General features: G+C 63.9%; 12 protein-coding genes. 7 read left to right on the top strand and 5 right to left on the bottom strand.

The annotated features are described in order from the left end of the window. Positions 1–136: 136 nt before the first annotated feature. Positions 137–1,351, bottom strand: a complete 1,215-nt coding sequence (locus ACIQYU_RS15185; RefSeq protein ID WP_207836649.1) for an SAM-dependent methyltransferase — start codon at positions 1,349–1,351, stop codon at positions 137–139. Between the two features lie 345 nt (positions 1,352–1,696). After that, positions 1,697–2,314 (bottom strand): TPM domain-containing protein, encoded by a 618-nt coding sequence (locus ACIQYU_RS15180; protein WP_207836673.1) that lies wholly within the window; start codon positions 2,312–2,314, stop codon positions 1,697–1,699. 186 nt (positions 2,315–2,500) lie between these two features. Between ACIQYU_RS15180 and bglX the strand changes: the two genes are divergently transcribed. The 4 genes from bglX to ACIQYU_RS15160 all read left to right on the top strand — a co-directional run bounded on the left by bglX (position 2,501) and on the right by ACIQYU_RS15160 (position 9,623). Beyond that, positions 2,501–4,792, top strand: a complete 2,292-nt coding sequence (bglX, locus tag ACIQYU_RS15175) for a beta-glucosidase BglX (RefSeq protein ID WP_063913214.1) — start codon at positions 2,501–2,503, stop codon at positions 4,790–4,792. A 147-nt stretch (positions 4,793–4,939) separates the two neighbouring features. Next, positions 4,940–6,697: an ATP-binding protein gene (locus tag ACIQYU_RS15170; RefSeq protein WP_063913215.1), complete on the top strand. Its 1,758-nt coding sequence runs from the start codon at positions 4,940–4,942 to the stop codon at positions 6,695–6,697. Beyond that, the gene (locus ACIQYU_RS15165) at positions 6,691–8,025 is read left to right on the top strand and encodes a sigma-54 dependent transcriptional regulator (protein ID WP_233687036.1); all 1,335 of its coding nucleotides are present in this window, start codon (positions 6,691–6,693) and stop codon (positions 8,023–8,025) included. The genes ACIQYU_RS15170 and ACIQYU_RS15165 overlap by 7 nt, the downstream gene beginning before the upstream one ends. 278 nt (positions 8,026–8,303) lie before the next feature. Beyond that, positions 8,304–9,623 carry an MFS transporter gene (locus ACIQYU_RS15160; RefSeq protein ID WP_063913444.1) on the top strand — a complete coding sequence of 440 codons (1,320 nt, stop codon included), beginning with the start codon at positions 8,304–8,306 and terminating at the stop codon, positions 9,621–9,623. 277 nt (positions 9,624–9,900) lie between these two features. On the opposite strand, the gene ACIQYU_RS15155 is transcribed toward ACIQYU_RS15160, so the two are convergent. After that, the gene (locus tag ACIQYU_RS15155; RefSeq protein ID WP_063913217.1) at positions 9,901–10,653 is read right to left on the bottom strand and encodes a hypothetical protein; all 753 of its coding nucleotides are present in this window, start codon (positions 10,651–10,653) and stop codon (positions 9,901–9,903) included. A 343-nt stretch (positions 10,654–10,996) separates the two neighbouring features. Here ACIQYU_RS15155 and ACIQYU_RS15150 point away from each other — a divergent pair, with 343 nt between their 5' ends. Continuing rightward, positions 10,997–11,362: a heme utilization protein gene (locus ACIQYU_RS15150; protein ID WP_207836680.1), complete on the top strand. Its 366-nt coding sequence runs from the start codon at positions 10,997–10,999 to the stop codon at positions 11,360–11,362. Positions 11,363–11,480: 118 nt separating this feature from the next. Further along, on the top strand, positions 11,481–12,086 hold the full coding sequence (locus ACIQYU_RS15145) for a flavin reductase family protein (RefSeq protein ID WP_063913219.1): 606 nt from the start codon (positions 11,481–11,483) through the stop codon (positions 12,084–12,086). Here the strand turns inward: ACIQYU_RS15145 and ACIQYU_RS15140 are convergent, their stop codons facing one another. After that, positions 12,087–12,320, bottom strand: coding sequence for a hypothetical protein (locus tag ACIQYU_RS15140; RefSeq protein WP_233687037.1), 234 nt, complete (start codon positions 12,318–12,320; stop codon positions 12,087–12,089). 82 nt (positions 12,321–12,402) lie between these two features. Continuing rightward, complete coding sequence (locus ACIQYU_RS15135; RefSeq protein ID WP_063913220.1) at positions 12,403–12,696, bottom strand: putative quinol monooxygenase; 294 nt, start codon at positions 12,694–12,696, stop codon at positions 12,403–12,405. Between the two features lie 202 nt (positions 12,697–12,898). On the opposite strand from ACIQYU_RS15135, the gene ACIQYU_RS15130 reads away from it, so the two are divergent. Continuing rightward, complete coding sequence (locus ACIQYU_RS15130; protein ID WP_196178570.1) at positions 12,899–13,819, top strand: AraC family transcriptional regulator; 921 nt, start codon at positions 12,899–12,901, stop codon at positions 13,817–13,819. The last annotated feature ends 134 nt before the right edge of the window (positions 13,820–13,953 follow it).

Raw genomic sequence — 13,953 nt, 5'->3', positions numbered from 1 at the left:
AGCCCTTTGGGAGCGCTGTGGGAGCGGGCATGCCCGCGAAGAATACAACGCGGAGGCTGGCACCGGCTTCGCCGGTGTTCGCGGGCACGCCCGCTCCCACAGAGGCACGCGTGAGCAGGTCAAACGGTGGCAACAATCAGAGCAACCCATCCGCCCGCAACAACGTTTCCAGGCAATGCTCCTGCACCCCATAGAACGCCTTGAGCTGGGCAATCTTCTCCAGCAACGCCCCGTTGTCCCCTGCCTGGCGCCGCTTCACCGCAAGAATCATCTTGTTCTTGTTGGTGTGCTCCAGCGAGATGAACTCGAACACCTTGGTCTCGTACCCGCAGGCTTCCAGGTACAGCGCGCGCAGGCTGTCGGTCAACATCTCGGCCTGCTGGCCCAGGTGCAGGCCGTACTGCAGCATCGGTTGCAACAACCCCGGGCTGTGCAGTTGCGGGCGGATCTGCTTGTGACAGCACGGCGAGCACATGATGATCGCGGCGTTGCAGCGGATGCCGGTGTGGATGGCGTAGTCGGTGGCGATGTCACAGGCATGCAGGGCGATCATCACCTCGATGGCCTCCGGCACCACGCTACGCACGTCGCCACACTGGAATTCCAGGCCTGGGTGTTCCAGGCGCGAGGCGGCGGCGTTGCACAGGTCGACCATGTCCTGGCGCAACTCGACGCCGGTTACCTGCGCTTCGCGGCCCAGGCTGTTGCGCAGGTAGTCGTGCATGGCAAAGGTCAGGTAGCCCTTGCCCGAGCCGAAGTCGGCCACCCGCAGCGCCTGCTCCACCGGCACCGGGGCGCTGGCCAGGGCGTGGTCGAAGACTTCGATGAACTTGTTGATCTGCTTCCACTTGCGCGACATGGACGGGATCAGCGCGCCTTGTGCGTCAGTTACGCCGAGGTCACGCAGGAACGGCCGTGACAGCTCCAGGTAGCGCTTCTTCTCGCGGTCATGGCCACTGCTGGTGGCAGCTTCACGCGGGGCCTGTGCGCCGTGGCGCTGGAGCATGGGCTTGCCCTTCTTGCTGAAGGTCAGCTGCACTTCACCGTCGGCGTCGAACAGGTGCGCGTTGCGGAAGCTGTCCGGCAGCAGCTCGGTGACCAGCGCCTGGGCCTGGTCCAGCGCCAGGTTGCGGGTGATGTCGCGGGTCTGGTGGCGGTAGACCAGCGACAGGCACGGCTGGCCCTTGACCTGCAGCGGCTTGGCGATGATCCGTTGCAAGGTCTGGTCGGCACCGACATGGCGCGCCAGCACCAGTTTGACCAAGGTATTGCCATGCAAGGCGGCTTTCAGCAGGTCGAGAAACTGGGTGCGCGCATCCGGCGCGGATGGGGCAGAAGAACTGGCGGACATGGAGAAACGGTGCCTCGGATAGCGGGGAGCGCTTGGCGCAATGCACGCATTCTACAGGGTGGCTAACTTCCTGTGGGAGATCGCCCAGTCCTTTGGGCTGCGCTGTCGCGTAGAGAGCTGAATTCGCAAGCGGCCCGCGTACCCTGTGTGCATGGCACCGGCTGCGCCGGTGTTCGCGGCTAAAGCCGCTCCCACAGAATCCCCGCTAATTCAATGAGTTATGTACAGTTCTGTGGGAGCGGGCTTGCCCGCGAACACCGGCGAAGCCGGTGCCATACACCGCGTTGCCTGTTTCGCGGGCGCGCCCGCTCCCACAGGGGAAGCATCAAGCCATCGGACGCCGACTCAATCGAGAATCACCAGCCGGTTGGGCAACTCGTTACGCGCATGGGTAGGTGGCACGTGCTCGCTGAGCAGCTCGCCGCACGCCTCGATGCACTCGACAAAACCCTGCAAGGTGCGGCCCTGGCGTACCTGTTCGGCAAAGCGGGCGACGATGGCCGCGCGGGCGGAGGCATCCAGGTAGTGCTCGATGCCCCGGTCGACCAGGATCTCCACATGCCGCTCCGCCTCGCTGACGAAAATCAGTACGCCCGTGGCACCAGCAGTACGCTGCAGGTTCTGCTCGCGAAACTGTTGGCGGGCCAGGCGCGAAGCGCGCCAGCGGCGCAATGCCCGGGGGATCAGCCAGCCGGCCAGGCGTGGGTTGCGCAGCAGCAGGCACAGGCCGACGAACAGCAGCACATTGGCCACCAGCAGGCCACGCACGCCGGGCCAGCCCAGCAGCCAGTGCATCAGGCACGGCACGGCCAGCGCCAGCACGGCGGCCCAGAACAAAGGCCAATAGGCGTAATCATCGGCACGGCGGGCCAGCACCGTCACCAGTTCGGCATCGGTGCGCCGCTCGGCACGGGCAATGGCTTCAGCGATCTGGCGCTGATGGTATTCGTCGAGGGGGGTCATGCCGTCGGTCTCTTGAGCGTTCTTATAGTTGTTGTCCCGGCATTCGGGGCTTCGTCCGCAGGCGACATATTCAGGCATAATCCGCCGCTGGAAGAAATGCCTGCAAATCGTACAACAATAGCCGCCTGAAAAACTCGGCCGCGCACGTATCACCGTGGATACGGCAGAGGCCCCATAACGGAATTGATGATGAAACTGTCTTTGCTGGGCCTGGCCATGGGCCTTGCCAGTCAGGCGGCCCTCGCCGCCCCCTCCGCCCCGCCCCTGCAGGACAAGCAGGCGTTCATCGACCATCTGATCAGCCAGATGACCGAAGCCGAGAAGATCGGCCAGCTGCGCCTGATCAGCATCGGGCCGGAAATGCCCAAGGATAAGATCCGCGAGGAAATTGCCGCCGGGCGCATCGGCGGTACCTTCAACTCACGCACGGCCCCCGAGAACCGCCCCATGCAGGACGCGGCGATGCGCAGCCGGCTGAAGATTCCGATGTTCTTCGCCTACGACACCGTTCACGGCGAGCGCACCATTTTCCCGATCGGTCTGGGCATGGCCGCGACCTGGGACATGGACGCCGTTGCCAAAGTCGGCCGCACCGCTGCCATCGAAGCTGCTGCCGACGCCCTGGACATGACCTTCGCACCGATGGTCGATATCGCCCGCGACCCGCGCTGGGGCCGCACCAGTGAAGGCTTCGGTGAAGACACCTACCTGACCTCGAAGATCGGCCAGGTGATGGTCCGCTCGTTCCAGGGCAGCAGCCCGGCCAACCCCGACAGCATCATGGCCATCGTCAAGCACTTCGCCCTGTATGGCGCAGTGGAAGGCGGGCGCGACTACAACACGGTCGATATGAGCCTGCCGAAAATGTACAACGACTACCTGCCGCCCTACCGCGCCGCACTCGACGCGGGTGCCGGCGGGGTGATGGTGGCGTTGAACTCGATCAACGGCGTGCCGGCCACCTCCAACACCTGGCTGATGAACGACCTGCTGCGCAAGGAGTGGGGCTTCAAGGGCGTGACCATCAGCGACCACGGCGCCATCCAGGAACTGATCCGCCATGGCGTCGCCCGCGACGGCCGCGAAGCCGCCAAGCTGGCGATCAAGGCCGGCATCGACATGAGCATGAACGACACCCTGTACGGCGAAGAGCTGCCAGGCCTGCTGAAGTCCGGTGAAGTTACCCAGGGCGAGCTGGACCAGGCGGTGCGCGAAGTGCTTGGTGCCAAGTACGACATGGGCCTGTTCAAGGACCCGTACGTACGCATCGGCAAGGCCGAAACCGACCTGAAGGACTACTACGGCAACGACCGCCTGCACCGCGACGCCGCGCGTGACGTGGCGCGCCGCAGCCTGGTGCTGCTGGAAAACCGCAACCAGACCCTGCCGCTGAAAAAGGCCGGCACCATCGCCCTGGTCGGCCCGCTGGCCGATGCCCCGATCGACATGATGGGCAGCTGGGCTGCCGACGGCAAACCAGTGCACTCGGTGACTGTGCGCGAAGGCCTGCGCCGTGCCGTGGAGGGCAAGGCCAAGCTGGTCTACGCCAAAGGTTCCAACGTCACCGGCGACAAGGCGATGTTCGATTACCTGAACTTCCTCAACTTCGATGCCCCGGAAATCGTCGACGACCCGCGTCCGCCTGCAGTGCTGATCGACGAAGCGGTGAAGGCGGCGAAGCAGTCCGACGTGGTAGTGGCAGTGGTCGGCGAATCCCGCGGCATGTCTCACGAGTCGTCGAGCCGCACCACCCTGGAAATCCCGGCCAGCCAGCGTGAGCTGATCAAGGCCCTGAAGGCCACCGGCAAGCCGCTGGTGCTGGTGTTGATGAACGGCCGCCCACTGTCGATTGCCTGGGAACGCGAGCAAGCCGACGCCATCCTCGAAACCTGGTTCGCCGGTACCGAAGGCGGCAACGCGATCGCCGACGTGCTGTTCGGCGATTACAACCCGTCCGGCAAGCTGGCCATCACCTTCCCCCGTTCGGTCGGGCAAATCCCGATGTACTACAACCACACCCGTATTGGCCGCCCCTTCACGCCGGGCAAGCCGGGCAACTACACCTCGCAGTACTTCGAGGAGCCCAATGGCCCGCTGTACCCGTTCGGCTATGGCCTGAGCTACAGCAGCTTCGAGCTGTCGGACCTGACCTTGTCCACCAACAACCTCAAGCGTGGCGACACACTGTTGGCCAAGGTAACAGTGACGAACACCGGCAAGCGTGACGGTGAAACCGTGGTGCAGCTGTACTTGCAGGATGTGTCGGCGTCCATGAGCCGCCCGGTCAAGGAACTGAAGAACTTCCAGAAACTGATGCTCAAGCCTGGCGAGTCGCGCACATTGAGCTTCCGCATCAGCGAGGAAGACCTGAAGTTCTACAATGGCCAGCTGCAGCGGGTTGCCGAGCCAGGGGAGTTCAATGTCCAGGTAGGGCTGGATTCCCAGGCGGTGCAGCAGCAGAGCTTTGAACTGCTGTAACTGACAGGTTTTGCCTGTACCGGCCCCTTCGCGGGCAAACCCGCTCCCACAGGTACTCCGCAAGCAGATGGCCTGCGCGATACCTGTGGGAGCGGGTTCACCCGCGAACAGGCCGGCCCTGATGTCCCATTCATCCGGATCCGCCCCATGCCCTTTTCCGTTCGCGCCCTGCGTCTGGGGCTGATCACCCTGCTGATCGTGCTGGGCACCGCCTTCAGCGCCGGCTGGGCCATGCACCAGGCCAAGCGCCAGGCCATGGAAGACGACGCCCGGCGTGCCAGCCAGCAGTTGGGCCTGTACGCCAATGCCCTGCACACCCTGATCGACCGCTACCGCGCCCTGCCCGCCGTGCTGGCGCTGGACCCGGAACTGATCGCCGCTCTGCGCGGCCCGGTCAGCGAACCGGTGCAGGACGCCCTGAACCGCAAGCTTGAGCGCATCAACGGAGCGGCCAATTCCTCTACCCTCGAACTGCTCGACCGCACCGGCCTGGCCATCGCTGCCAGCAACTGGCGACTGCCCAGCAGCTACGTGGGCTCCAACTACGGTTTCCGCCCCTATTTCAAGCAAGCCCGCAGCCAGGGCAGTGGCCGCTTCTACGCCGTGGGCGTGACCAGTGGCGTGCCGGGCTACTTCCTCGCCAGCGCGGTGAACGACGAGCATGGCCGCTTCCTCGGTGCCATGGTGGTGAAGCTGGAGTTTCCCGAACTGGAGCGCGAGTGGCGCCAGGGCAGCGATATCCTGCTGGTCAGCGATGCCCGTGGCATCACCTTCATCGCCAACCAGGACGGCTGGCGCTACCGCGAGCTGCAGCCACTCAGTGGCGCCGACCGTGCCGAGCTGGCCGAAACCCGTCAGTACGACAAGCAACCGCTGGTGCCGCTGCAGCACCAGGTGCTGACGCGCTTTGCCGCCAATAGCACCCTTAGCCGCGTGCAAGGCCCGGAGGGCAATGCCGAGTACCTGTGGGAAAGCCTGCCGCTGGAGGGCGAGAACTGGACGCTGCACCTGCTGCGCAAGCCGCAGGTCGCCGCCGACGGCCGCAATGCCGCGCTCGGCGCCGCCGCCGTATGGCTGAGCCTGGTGTTCGCTGCGCTGTTCGTCAGCCAGCGCCTGCGCCTGGCCCGCCTGCGCCAGCGCAGCCGGGAGGAGCTCAAGCGCCAGGTCGAGGAGCGCACCCGGGAGCTGCGCACCGCCCAGGAAGGCCTGGTGCAATCGGCCAAGCTGGCCGCGCTGGGGCAGATGTCGGCAGCCATGGCCCATGAAATCAACCAGCCGCTGACCACCCAGCGCATGCAGCTGGAAACCCTGCGCCTGCTACTCGACCATGGCCGCCATGACGAAGCACGCCGGGCGCTGGAACCGCTGGAGCAGATGCTCACGCGCATGGCCGCGCTCACCAGCCACCTGAAAACCTTCGCCCGCAACAGCCCGGTCGGCCTGCGCGAGCGCCTCGACCTGGCCACCGTGGTCGACCAGGCCTTGCACCTGCTGGAAGCGCGCATCCGCAGTGAAGAAGTGGAGGTAGCCCTGTACCTGGCGCGCCCGGCCTGGGTGCGCGGCGATGCCATTCGCCTGGAGCAGGTGCTGATCAACCTGCTGCGCAATGCCCTCGACGCCATGGCCGACAAGCGCTACAAACGCCTGGAAATCCGCATCGAGCCCGACGGCGAACTGTGGCGCCTGAGCGTGCTGGATTCGGGTGGCGGCATCGCCGAGGCCGACCTGGCCAAGGTCTTCGACCCGTTCTTCACCACCAAGCCGGTGGGCGAAGGCCTGGGGCTGGGCCTGGCCATTTCCTACGGTATCGTCCATGAGGCCGGTGGCCAACTGCAGGCCGAAAACCTGCCCGGCGGTGCGCGCCTGAGCCTTACCCTGCCCCGTGACCTGGAGCCTGTATGTTGAATTCAGTGATCGTCGTCGACGATGAAGCCAGTATCCGCACTGCGGTCGAACAATGGCTGAGCCTGTCCGGCTTCAGCGTGCAACTGTTCGCCCGCGCCGAGGAATGCCTGGCGCACCTGCCGCGGCACTTTCCCGGGGTGATCATCAGCGATGTGCGCATGCCGGGCATGGATGGCCTGCAATTGCTCGAACGCCTGCAGGCAGACGACCCCGACTTGCCGGTGATCCTGCTGACCGGCCACGGCGATGTGCCCATGGCGGTGGAAGCCATGCGCAGCGGAGCCTATGACTTCCTGGAAAAACCCTTCACCCCGCAGCACCTGCTGGGCAGCCTGCGCCGGGCCCTGGAAAAGCGCCAGCTGGTGCTGGAAAACCGCCGGCTGCACGAGCAGGCCGACCTCAAGTCACGCCTGGAAGGCACGCTACTGGGCATGTCCCAGGGCCTGCAACAGCTGCGTCGGCAAGTGCTGGACCTGGCCAGCCTGCCGGTCAATGTGCTGATCCGTGGCGAAACCGGCAGTGGCAAGGAGCGCGTGGCCCGCTGCCTGCACGATTTTGGCCCGCGCGCCAGCAAGCCGTTCGTCGCCCTCAACTGTGCAGCCATCCCCGAGTCGCTGTTCGAGGCCGAGCTGTTCGGCCATGAAAGCGGCGCCTTTACCGGCGCTCAGGGCAAGCGCATCGGCAAGCTGGAGTACGCCAACGGTGGCACAGTGTTCCTCGACGAAATCGAAAGCATGCCACTGGCCCAACAGGCCAAGCTGCTGCGGGTGATCCAGGAACAGAAGCTGGAGCGCCTGGGGGCCAATCAGAGCATCAGCGTCGACCTGCGCATCATTGCCGCGACCAAGCCCGACCTGCTCGAAGAAGCCCGCGCCGGGCGCTTCCGCGAAGACCTTGCCTATCGCCTGAACGTGGCCGAGTTACGCCTGGCGCCATTGCGTGAGCGGCGTGAGGACATTCCACTGCTATTCGAGCACTTTGCCCGTGCCGCTGCCGAAAAGCTTGGCCGTGCGGCCCCGCCGCTGTCGGGTGCACAACTGGCGCAGCTGCTGTCGCATGACTGGCCAGGCAACGTGCGTGAACTGGCCAATGCGGCGGAACGCCATGCGTTGGGGCTGGGTTCGCCGAACATCGAGGTGGCGCCTGCCGGGCAGTCGCTGGGCGAGCAGATGGAAGCGTTCGAGGCGCAATGCCTGCGCGCGGCGCTGCGCCAGCATGGGGGCGAAATCAAGGCGGTGATGGAGGCCTTGCAGCTGCCGCGGCGCACGCTTAATGAAAAGATGCTGCGGCATGGTTTGGTACGCGAGGATTTTATTGGGCGGGAATGAGCGAAAATCCGCCTATAGCGCTCAGCCAGTAAGCAAAAAGCCGCTCATTTTCAAGATTTTTTGGGACTGCGTTGCAGCCCTTCGCGGGCACGCCCGCTCCTACAAAGAACTGCGACACGTCAGGCGCCACGCGGTACCTGTGGGAGCCGGCGTGCCCGCGAAGGGGCGCACAGCGCCCCCATTTGAAGCCCCATGCACCCATTTGGCACACCTTCTGCAATCACCTGTGCAAGCTGCGCCACGGCGCGCTCCACAAAAACAACGAGAAGGTATCCCTGATGGATAATGCCACCTCCCTGCCCGCCGGGGCGGCCACCGCGCCTGCCGCAGAAAAAACCACCGCCAGCCGCCTGAAGTCGATCTTCAGCGGGTCCATCGGCAACATGGTCGAATGGTACGACTGGTACGTCTACGCCGCATTCTCGCTGTACTTCGCCAAGGCCTTCTTCCCGGCCGGCGACTCCACCGCACAATTGCTCAATACCGCCGCGATTTTCGCTGTGGGCTTCCTCATGCGCCCGATCGGTGGCTGGCTGATGGGCCTGTACGCCGACCGCAAAGGCCGCAAGGCCGCACTGATGGCTTCGGTGCTGCTGATGTGCGCCGGCTCGCTGGTCATCGCCCTGACCCCGGGTTACGAAACCATCGGCGTCGCCGCGCCAATCCTGCTGGTCATCGCACGCCTGATGCAGGGGCTGTCGGTGGGCGGTGAATACGGCACCTCGGCTACCTACCTGAGCGAAATGGCCAGCAAGGACCGCCGTGGCTTCTTCTCCAGCTTCCAGTACGTGACCCTGATCTCCGGCCAGCTCATCGCCCTGGCGGTACTGATCGTCCTGCAACAGACCCTGACCACCGAGCAGCTGTATGCCTGGGGCTGGCGCGTTCCGTTCGTGATCGGTGCGCTGTGCGCCGTGGTAGCCCTGTACCTGCGTCGCGGCATGGAAGAAACCGCCTCGTTCACCAAGAAGGAAAAGGCCAAGGAAAGCCTGATGCGCACCCTGCTGCGCCACCCCAAGGAGCTGATGACCGTGGTCGGCCTGACCATGGGCGGCACCCTGGCCTTCTACACCTATACCACCTACATGCAGAAGTACCTGGTCAACACCGTGGGCATGAGCATCAGCGACTCGACCACCATCTCGGCCGCGACGCTGTTCCTGTTCATGTGCCTGCAGCCGGTGATCGGCGGCCTGTCCGACAAGATCGGTCGCCGTCCGATCCTGATCGCCTTCGGTGTACTCGGCACCCTGTTCACCGTACCGATCCTCAGCACCCTGCACACCATCCAGACGTGGTGGGGCGCGTTCTTCCTGATCATGGCGGCGCTGATCATCGTCAGTGGCTACACCTCGATCAACGCCGTGGTCAAAGCCGAGCTGTTCCCCACCGAAATCCGCGCCCTCGGCGTGGGCCTGCCGTACGCCCTGACCGTGTCGATCTTCGGCGGCACCGCCGAGTACGTGGCCCTGTGGTTCAAGAGCGCGGGCATGGAGAGCGGCTTCTACTGGTACGTCACCGCCTGCATCGCCTGCTCGTTGCTGGTGTACGCGACCATGAAGGACACCAAGCAGCACTCGCGAATTACCACTGAGTGATGCTGGCCTGGCAATACTGAAAAGGGGCGCTCCAGTGCATGGGGCGCCCCTTTTTTATCGGGCGTTTGAGGATATGTCAGGGTTGCCAGGCGTTCGTCGTGAGCGGTTCAGCGCCTATCAGATCGAGCGCCGCGCGGGTGGCGCTCGATTTCAGCAACACCGCAAACATCAAGCCATACCTCCAAAACCCTCTGACGAGCCGATTAGAAATCCTATTCGGCTCACCATGTGAGCCGAATAGCCCAATTAATCGGCTCATAAGTACCTGAAAGCAGGCTCAGGACATCTCCAACACCTGACGCGGTTCACGGCGCTGGTACCAGGTGGCCATCAGCACCAGCACCAGCAACACCCCGCCCAATACCGCCGAAGAGCCGACCGTGCCGAAGTCCAGGCCGCCCTTCTCGTGGGGCTTGGTGAGGAAGTCGCCCAAGGTGGCACCGAACGGCCGGGTGAGCACGAACGCAACCCAGAACAACACCACGCCGGGGATGCGCGTCCAGTAGCGGGCCACCACCACCAAGGCGATGGCACTGCCGATCAGCAATGCACCACCGGCAAACCCGAGCCCCGAGTCATCGGCCAGGTAGTCGCCCAGAGCAGTGCCCAGCGTGTTGGAAAACAGGATCGCCACCCAGTAGAACAGCTCGCCCGTGCGGTTCTTGATGCGGGTGACATCCAGTGGGTTGCCGCTCAGGCGCCATACCAGGAAGGTCAACAGCAGGATGCCGATGAGGATGGCCGAACCTGCGGCATAGCCCAGGCCCAGGGTGCGGTCCATGAAGTCGGACATGGTGGTGCCGGCAGTACTGGTAGAGAGGATCACCAGCCAGTACAGCATCGGGTGGTAGCGGCGCGAGTACAGCTGGCCGAGCAGGGTCAGCAGGAACACGCTGATCAGCAGCAGCGAGCTAAGGGCATAGCCGATGTTCAGGGTCATCGACAGCAAGTCACCTGCCGTTTCGCCAAGGGTGGTAGCGCAGATCTTCATGACCCAGAAGGCCAAGGTGATTTGCGGGAGTTTGTTCATTGTTGTGCCGCTCCGGTTTGAGGTGCGGCGATGGTGCTGAGCAGCATTTGAAAAATCGGTTGGTGATGTATGAAAAATGCGTTGAGCAGCCTTCAATGAAAGATCTTTCATCCTTAACGCCCCATTAATTCCCCCCGCTCAAGCTGAAATGGCTGGCAGAACGTCGCCTTATGGGAAGGCACATCCTGAGCCAGAACCGCTGCCAGAGCCACAGGATCCACGCCAACATATATCGAATTATTCGATTTTTAAGCACTATTATTTGCGCTTTTTAATCAAATTAATCGGCGTAGGATTAAACCCATAGAAACAAACAACCCCAAAAACCCCTGGAGCAACGACCATGAAAAACAAACTGATCCTCACCCTGGCCCTCTCGGTTTTCGCTACTGGCGCCTTCGCCGAAGATGGCTTCAACCGCACCAACGCCCACACCTTCGCAGCGACCCAGAGCCAATCCGCTGCCTACGCTGAAGATGGTTTCGACCGCACTGGCGGCCAGCGCTTCGCCGAAGACGGCTTCGACCGCACCGGTGGCCAGCGCTTCGCCGAAGACGGTTTCGATCGCACCGGTGGCCAGCGCTTCGCCGAAGACGGCTTCGACCGCACCGGTGGCCAGCGCTTCGCCGAAGACGGCTTCGACCGCACCGGTGGCCAGCGCTTCGCCGAAGACGGCTTCGAGCGCACCAACGCCCACCGCATCAGCTGATCCCTGATGCGCGCCCCCAGCCCGGCTTCGGCCGGGCTTGATCATTTGCAGGCGGGCACAGGCTTGGCACACTAGGCACCTTGTCCACCAGGAGGTAGGGCCAGCAAGCCCAGCACAGATGTATTACTACGAACCCGCCAAAGGCCACGGCCTGCCCCACGACCCGTTCAACGCCATCGTCGGCCCCCGCCCTATCGGCTGGATCTCCTCACAGGACCGCGAAGGCCGCCTGAACCTTGCGCCCTACAGCTTCTTCAACGCCTTCAACTACATCCCGCCGATCATCGGTTTCTGTAGCGTCGGGCGCAAAGACAGCCTGAACAACATCGAGCAGACCGGCGAATTCGTCTGGAACCTGGCCACCCGCCCGTTGGCCGAGCAGATGAACCAGAGCTGCGCACCGGTTGCCGCCGAGATAAACGAATTCGAATTGAGCGGCCTCACTGCCACAGCGTCGAGCATTGTCAACGTGCCGCGTGTCGGCGAAACCCCGGTGGCCTTCGAGTGCAAGGTCAGCCAGATCGTCCAGCTCAAGCGGGCCGATCAGGAACCGGTGCCCAGCTGGCTGATCCTGGGTGAAGTGGTGGCGGTGCACATTGCCGAGCACCTGTTGAAGAACGGCATCTACGATACCGCTGCTGCCGAACCGATCCTGCGTGGCGGTGGCCCGGCAGACTATTTCGAGCTGGGCAACCTGTTCAAGATGGCCCGCCCGCCGGCCTGATCACCAGATCAGCTCACCGTCTTCGCTGACGCCCTGCAGGCGTTGCAACTCGGCCGTGGCCGCTTCGTCGGCGGCCACGGCGCCCTTGAACACCTGGCCGTCGAGAATCTTGTGAAAGCGCGGCGCACCGCCCATGCCCAAGGCCTTGGTCGCGATGGCCGCGTTGTAGCCGCCGCCTTCCACCGGGACCATCGCCGAAACCGCTTCGAAATGCGGGAACTCCCTACGTGCCATGTTGCTGTCCGCTTCGTTGATCGAGGGCCGGCATTTTACCCTATTTGCCTGTACCGGCCCTATCGCCGGTACAGGCGACAGATCAATCAAAGGTATGCAGATCCAGGCTGCTGACCACCCGTGCCTGCACCAGCTCGCCAAACACCTCCAGCGTTGGCGAAGCAAAGTACCCACTCATCGCCTGCTGGTCACGCCAGCTTCCACTGAGCAACCATAGGTCGGCATCTGCCTGGGAACGCTGCACCGTGAAACTCAGGCAACCCGGTGCCCGCAGTGAGGGCTCGAGCAGGTCACGCAGGCGCGCGCCCAGCTCCGCCGAGCGCCCGCTGCTGGCACGGATGAAAGCAAGGTGGGTGACCGGTTGTGTCGGGGTCATTGCACAATCTCCTTGAAGCAGGCGGACGGAAAAGCCAGGTTGCCAAGGTTAGGGGCTCACCCGCGCGGCGCGTTAGGCCATTACTGCTCGGCGATTGCCTGATCCTGCGGCGCGGCAGGATCAGGCAATCGACGTGCAGCTTTTGACTAGCGCCCGCCATTGCCCAAACCTATGCTGCGTCGGTCAGCAGAGGAAAGCCATCATGACCACCGCCACGTCCATCGACCCGAGCCTGGAACTGCAACGCCAGGAGCTGGCCGAGCTGATCCGCCGCCACGCCGGCGAGCCTCACGGCCCGGCATCGGCCATCGATGACCTGTACCTGGTGCGCTACACCGAGAACGTGCGCTCGGTGCCGACCCTGGCGCAACCCGCGCTGTGCATCCTCGCCCAGGGCAGCAAGAGCCTGTTCCTTGGGGACGAACAGTACGCCTACGACCCGCTGCACTACATGGTGGTTTCGGTAACCTTGCCGTTGAGCGGCGTAAGGCTCGACGCTAGCCCCGAGCACCCCAGCCTTGGCCTGCGCATGGACCTGGACCCGGCCGAGATCAGCCAGCTGATCGCCGAAAGCGGGCCGATGCTGGTGCCCAACCGGCCTTCCGGCCGTGGCCTGTATGTGGAGAGAACCGATGCCGCGTTGCTCGACGCCCTGCTGCGGCTGATCCGCCTGCTGGATACCCCGCGCGACATCGCGATGCTGGCGCCACTGTTCCGCCGGGAGATTCTCTACCGCCTGCTGCGTGGGCCGCAGGGTTATCGGCTGTACGAAATCGCCTTGGCCAACAGCCAGACCCACCGGGTTTGCCAGGCCATTACCTGGCTCAACCAGAACTACCAGCTGCCTTTGCGCATCGAGGACCTGGCACGGGAGGTCAACCTCAGCACCTCGACCTTGCACCACCGGTTCAAGGCCGTGACGTCGATGAGCCCGTTGCAGTACCAGAAGCAACTGCGCCTGCAGGAGGCGCGGCGGTTGATGCTCAATGACGGGCTGGAGGCAGCGGTGGCGGCCTATCGGGTGGGGTATGAAAGCCCGTCACAGTTCAGCCGTGAATACAGCCGGCTGTATGGCGCGCCGCCGATTCGTGATGTGGCCAGGTTGCGGGCGACTGCTGGCTGAAGTTCAGCTTTCGCCTGCCCCGGCCCTTTCGCGGGTAAACCCGCTCCCACAGGTTTTGCACAGAAACTGAAAACTGTGCAGTACCTGTGGGAGCGGGTTCACCCGCGAAGAGGCCAGCTCAGGCAATAGCAATT

Source organism: Pseudomonas sp. NPDC096925 (genome assembly GCF_044762545.1).
Classification (GTDB): Bacteria; Pseudomonadota; Gammaproteobacteria; order Pseudomonadales; family Pseudomonadaceae; genus Aquipseudomonas.
The sequence above is the reverse complement of the archived record's forward strand: the minus strand, read 5'-3'. Positions and strand labels throughout refer to the sequence as shown.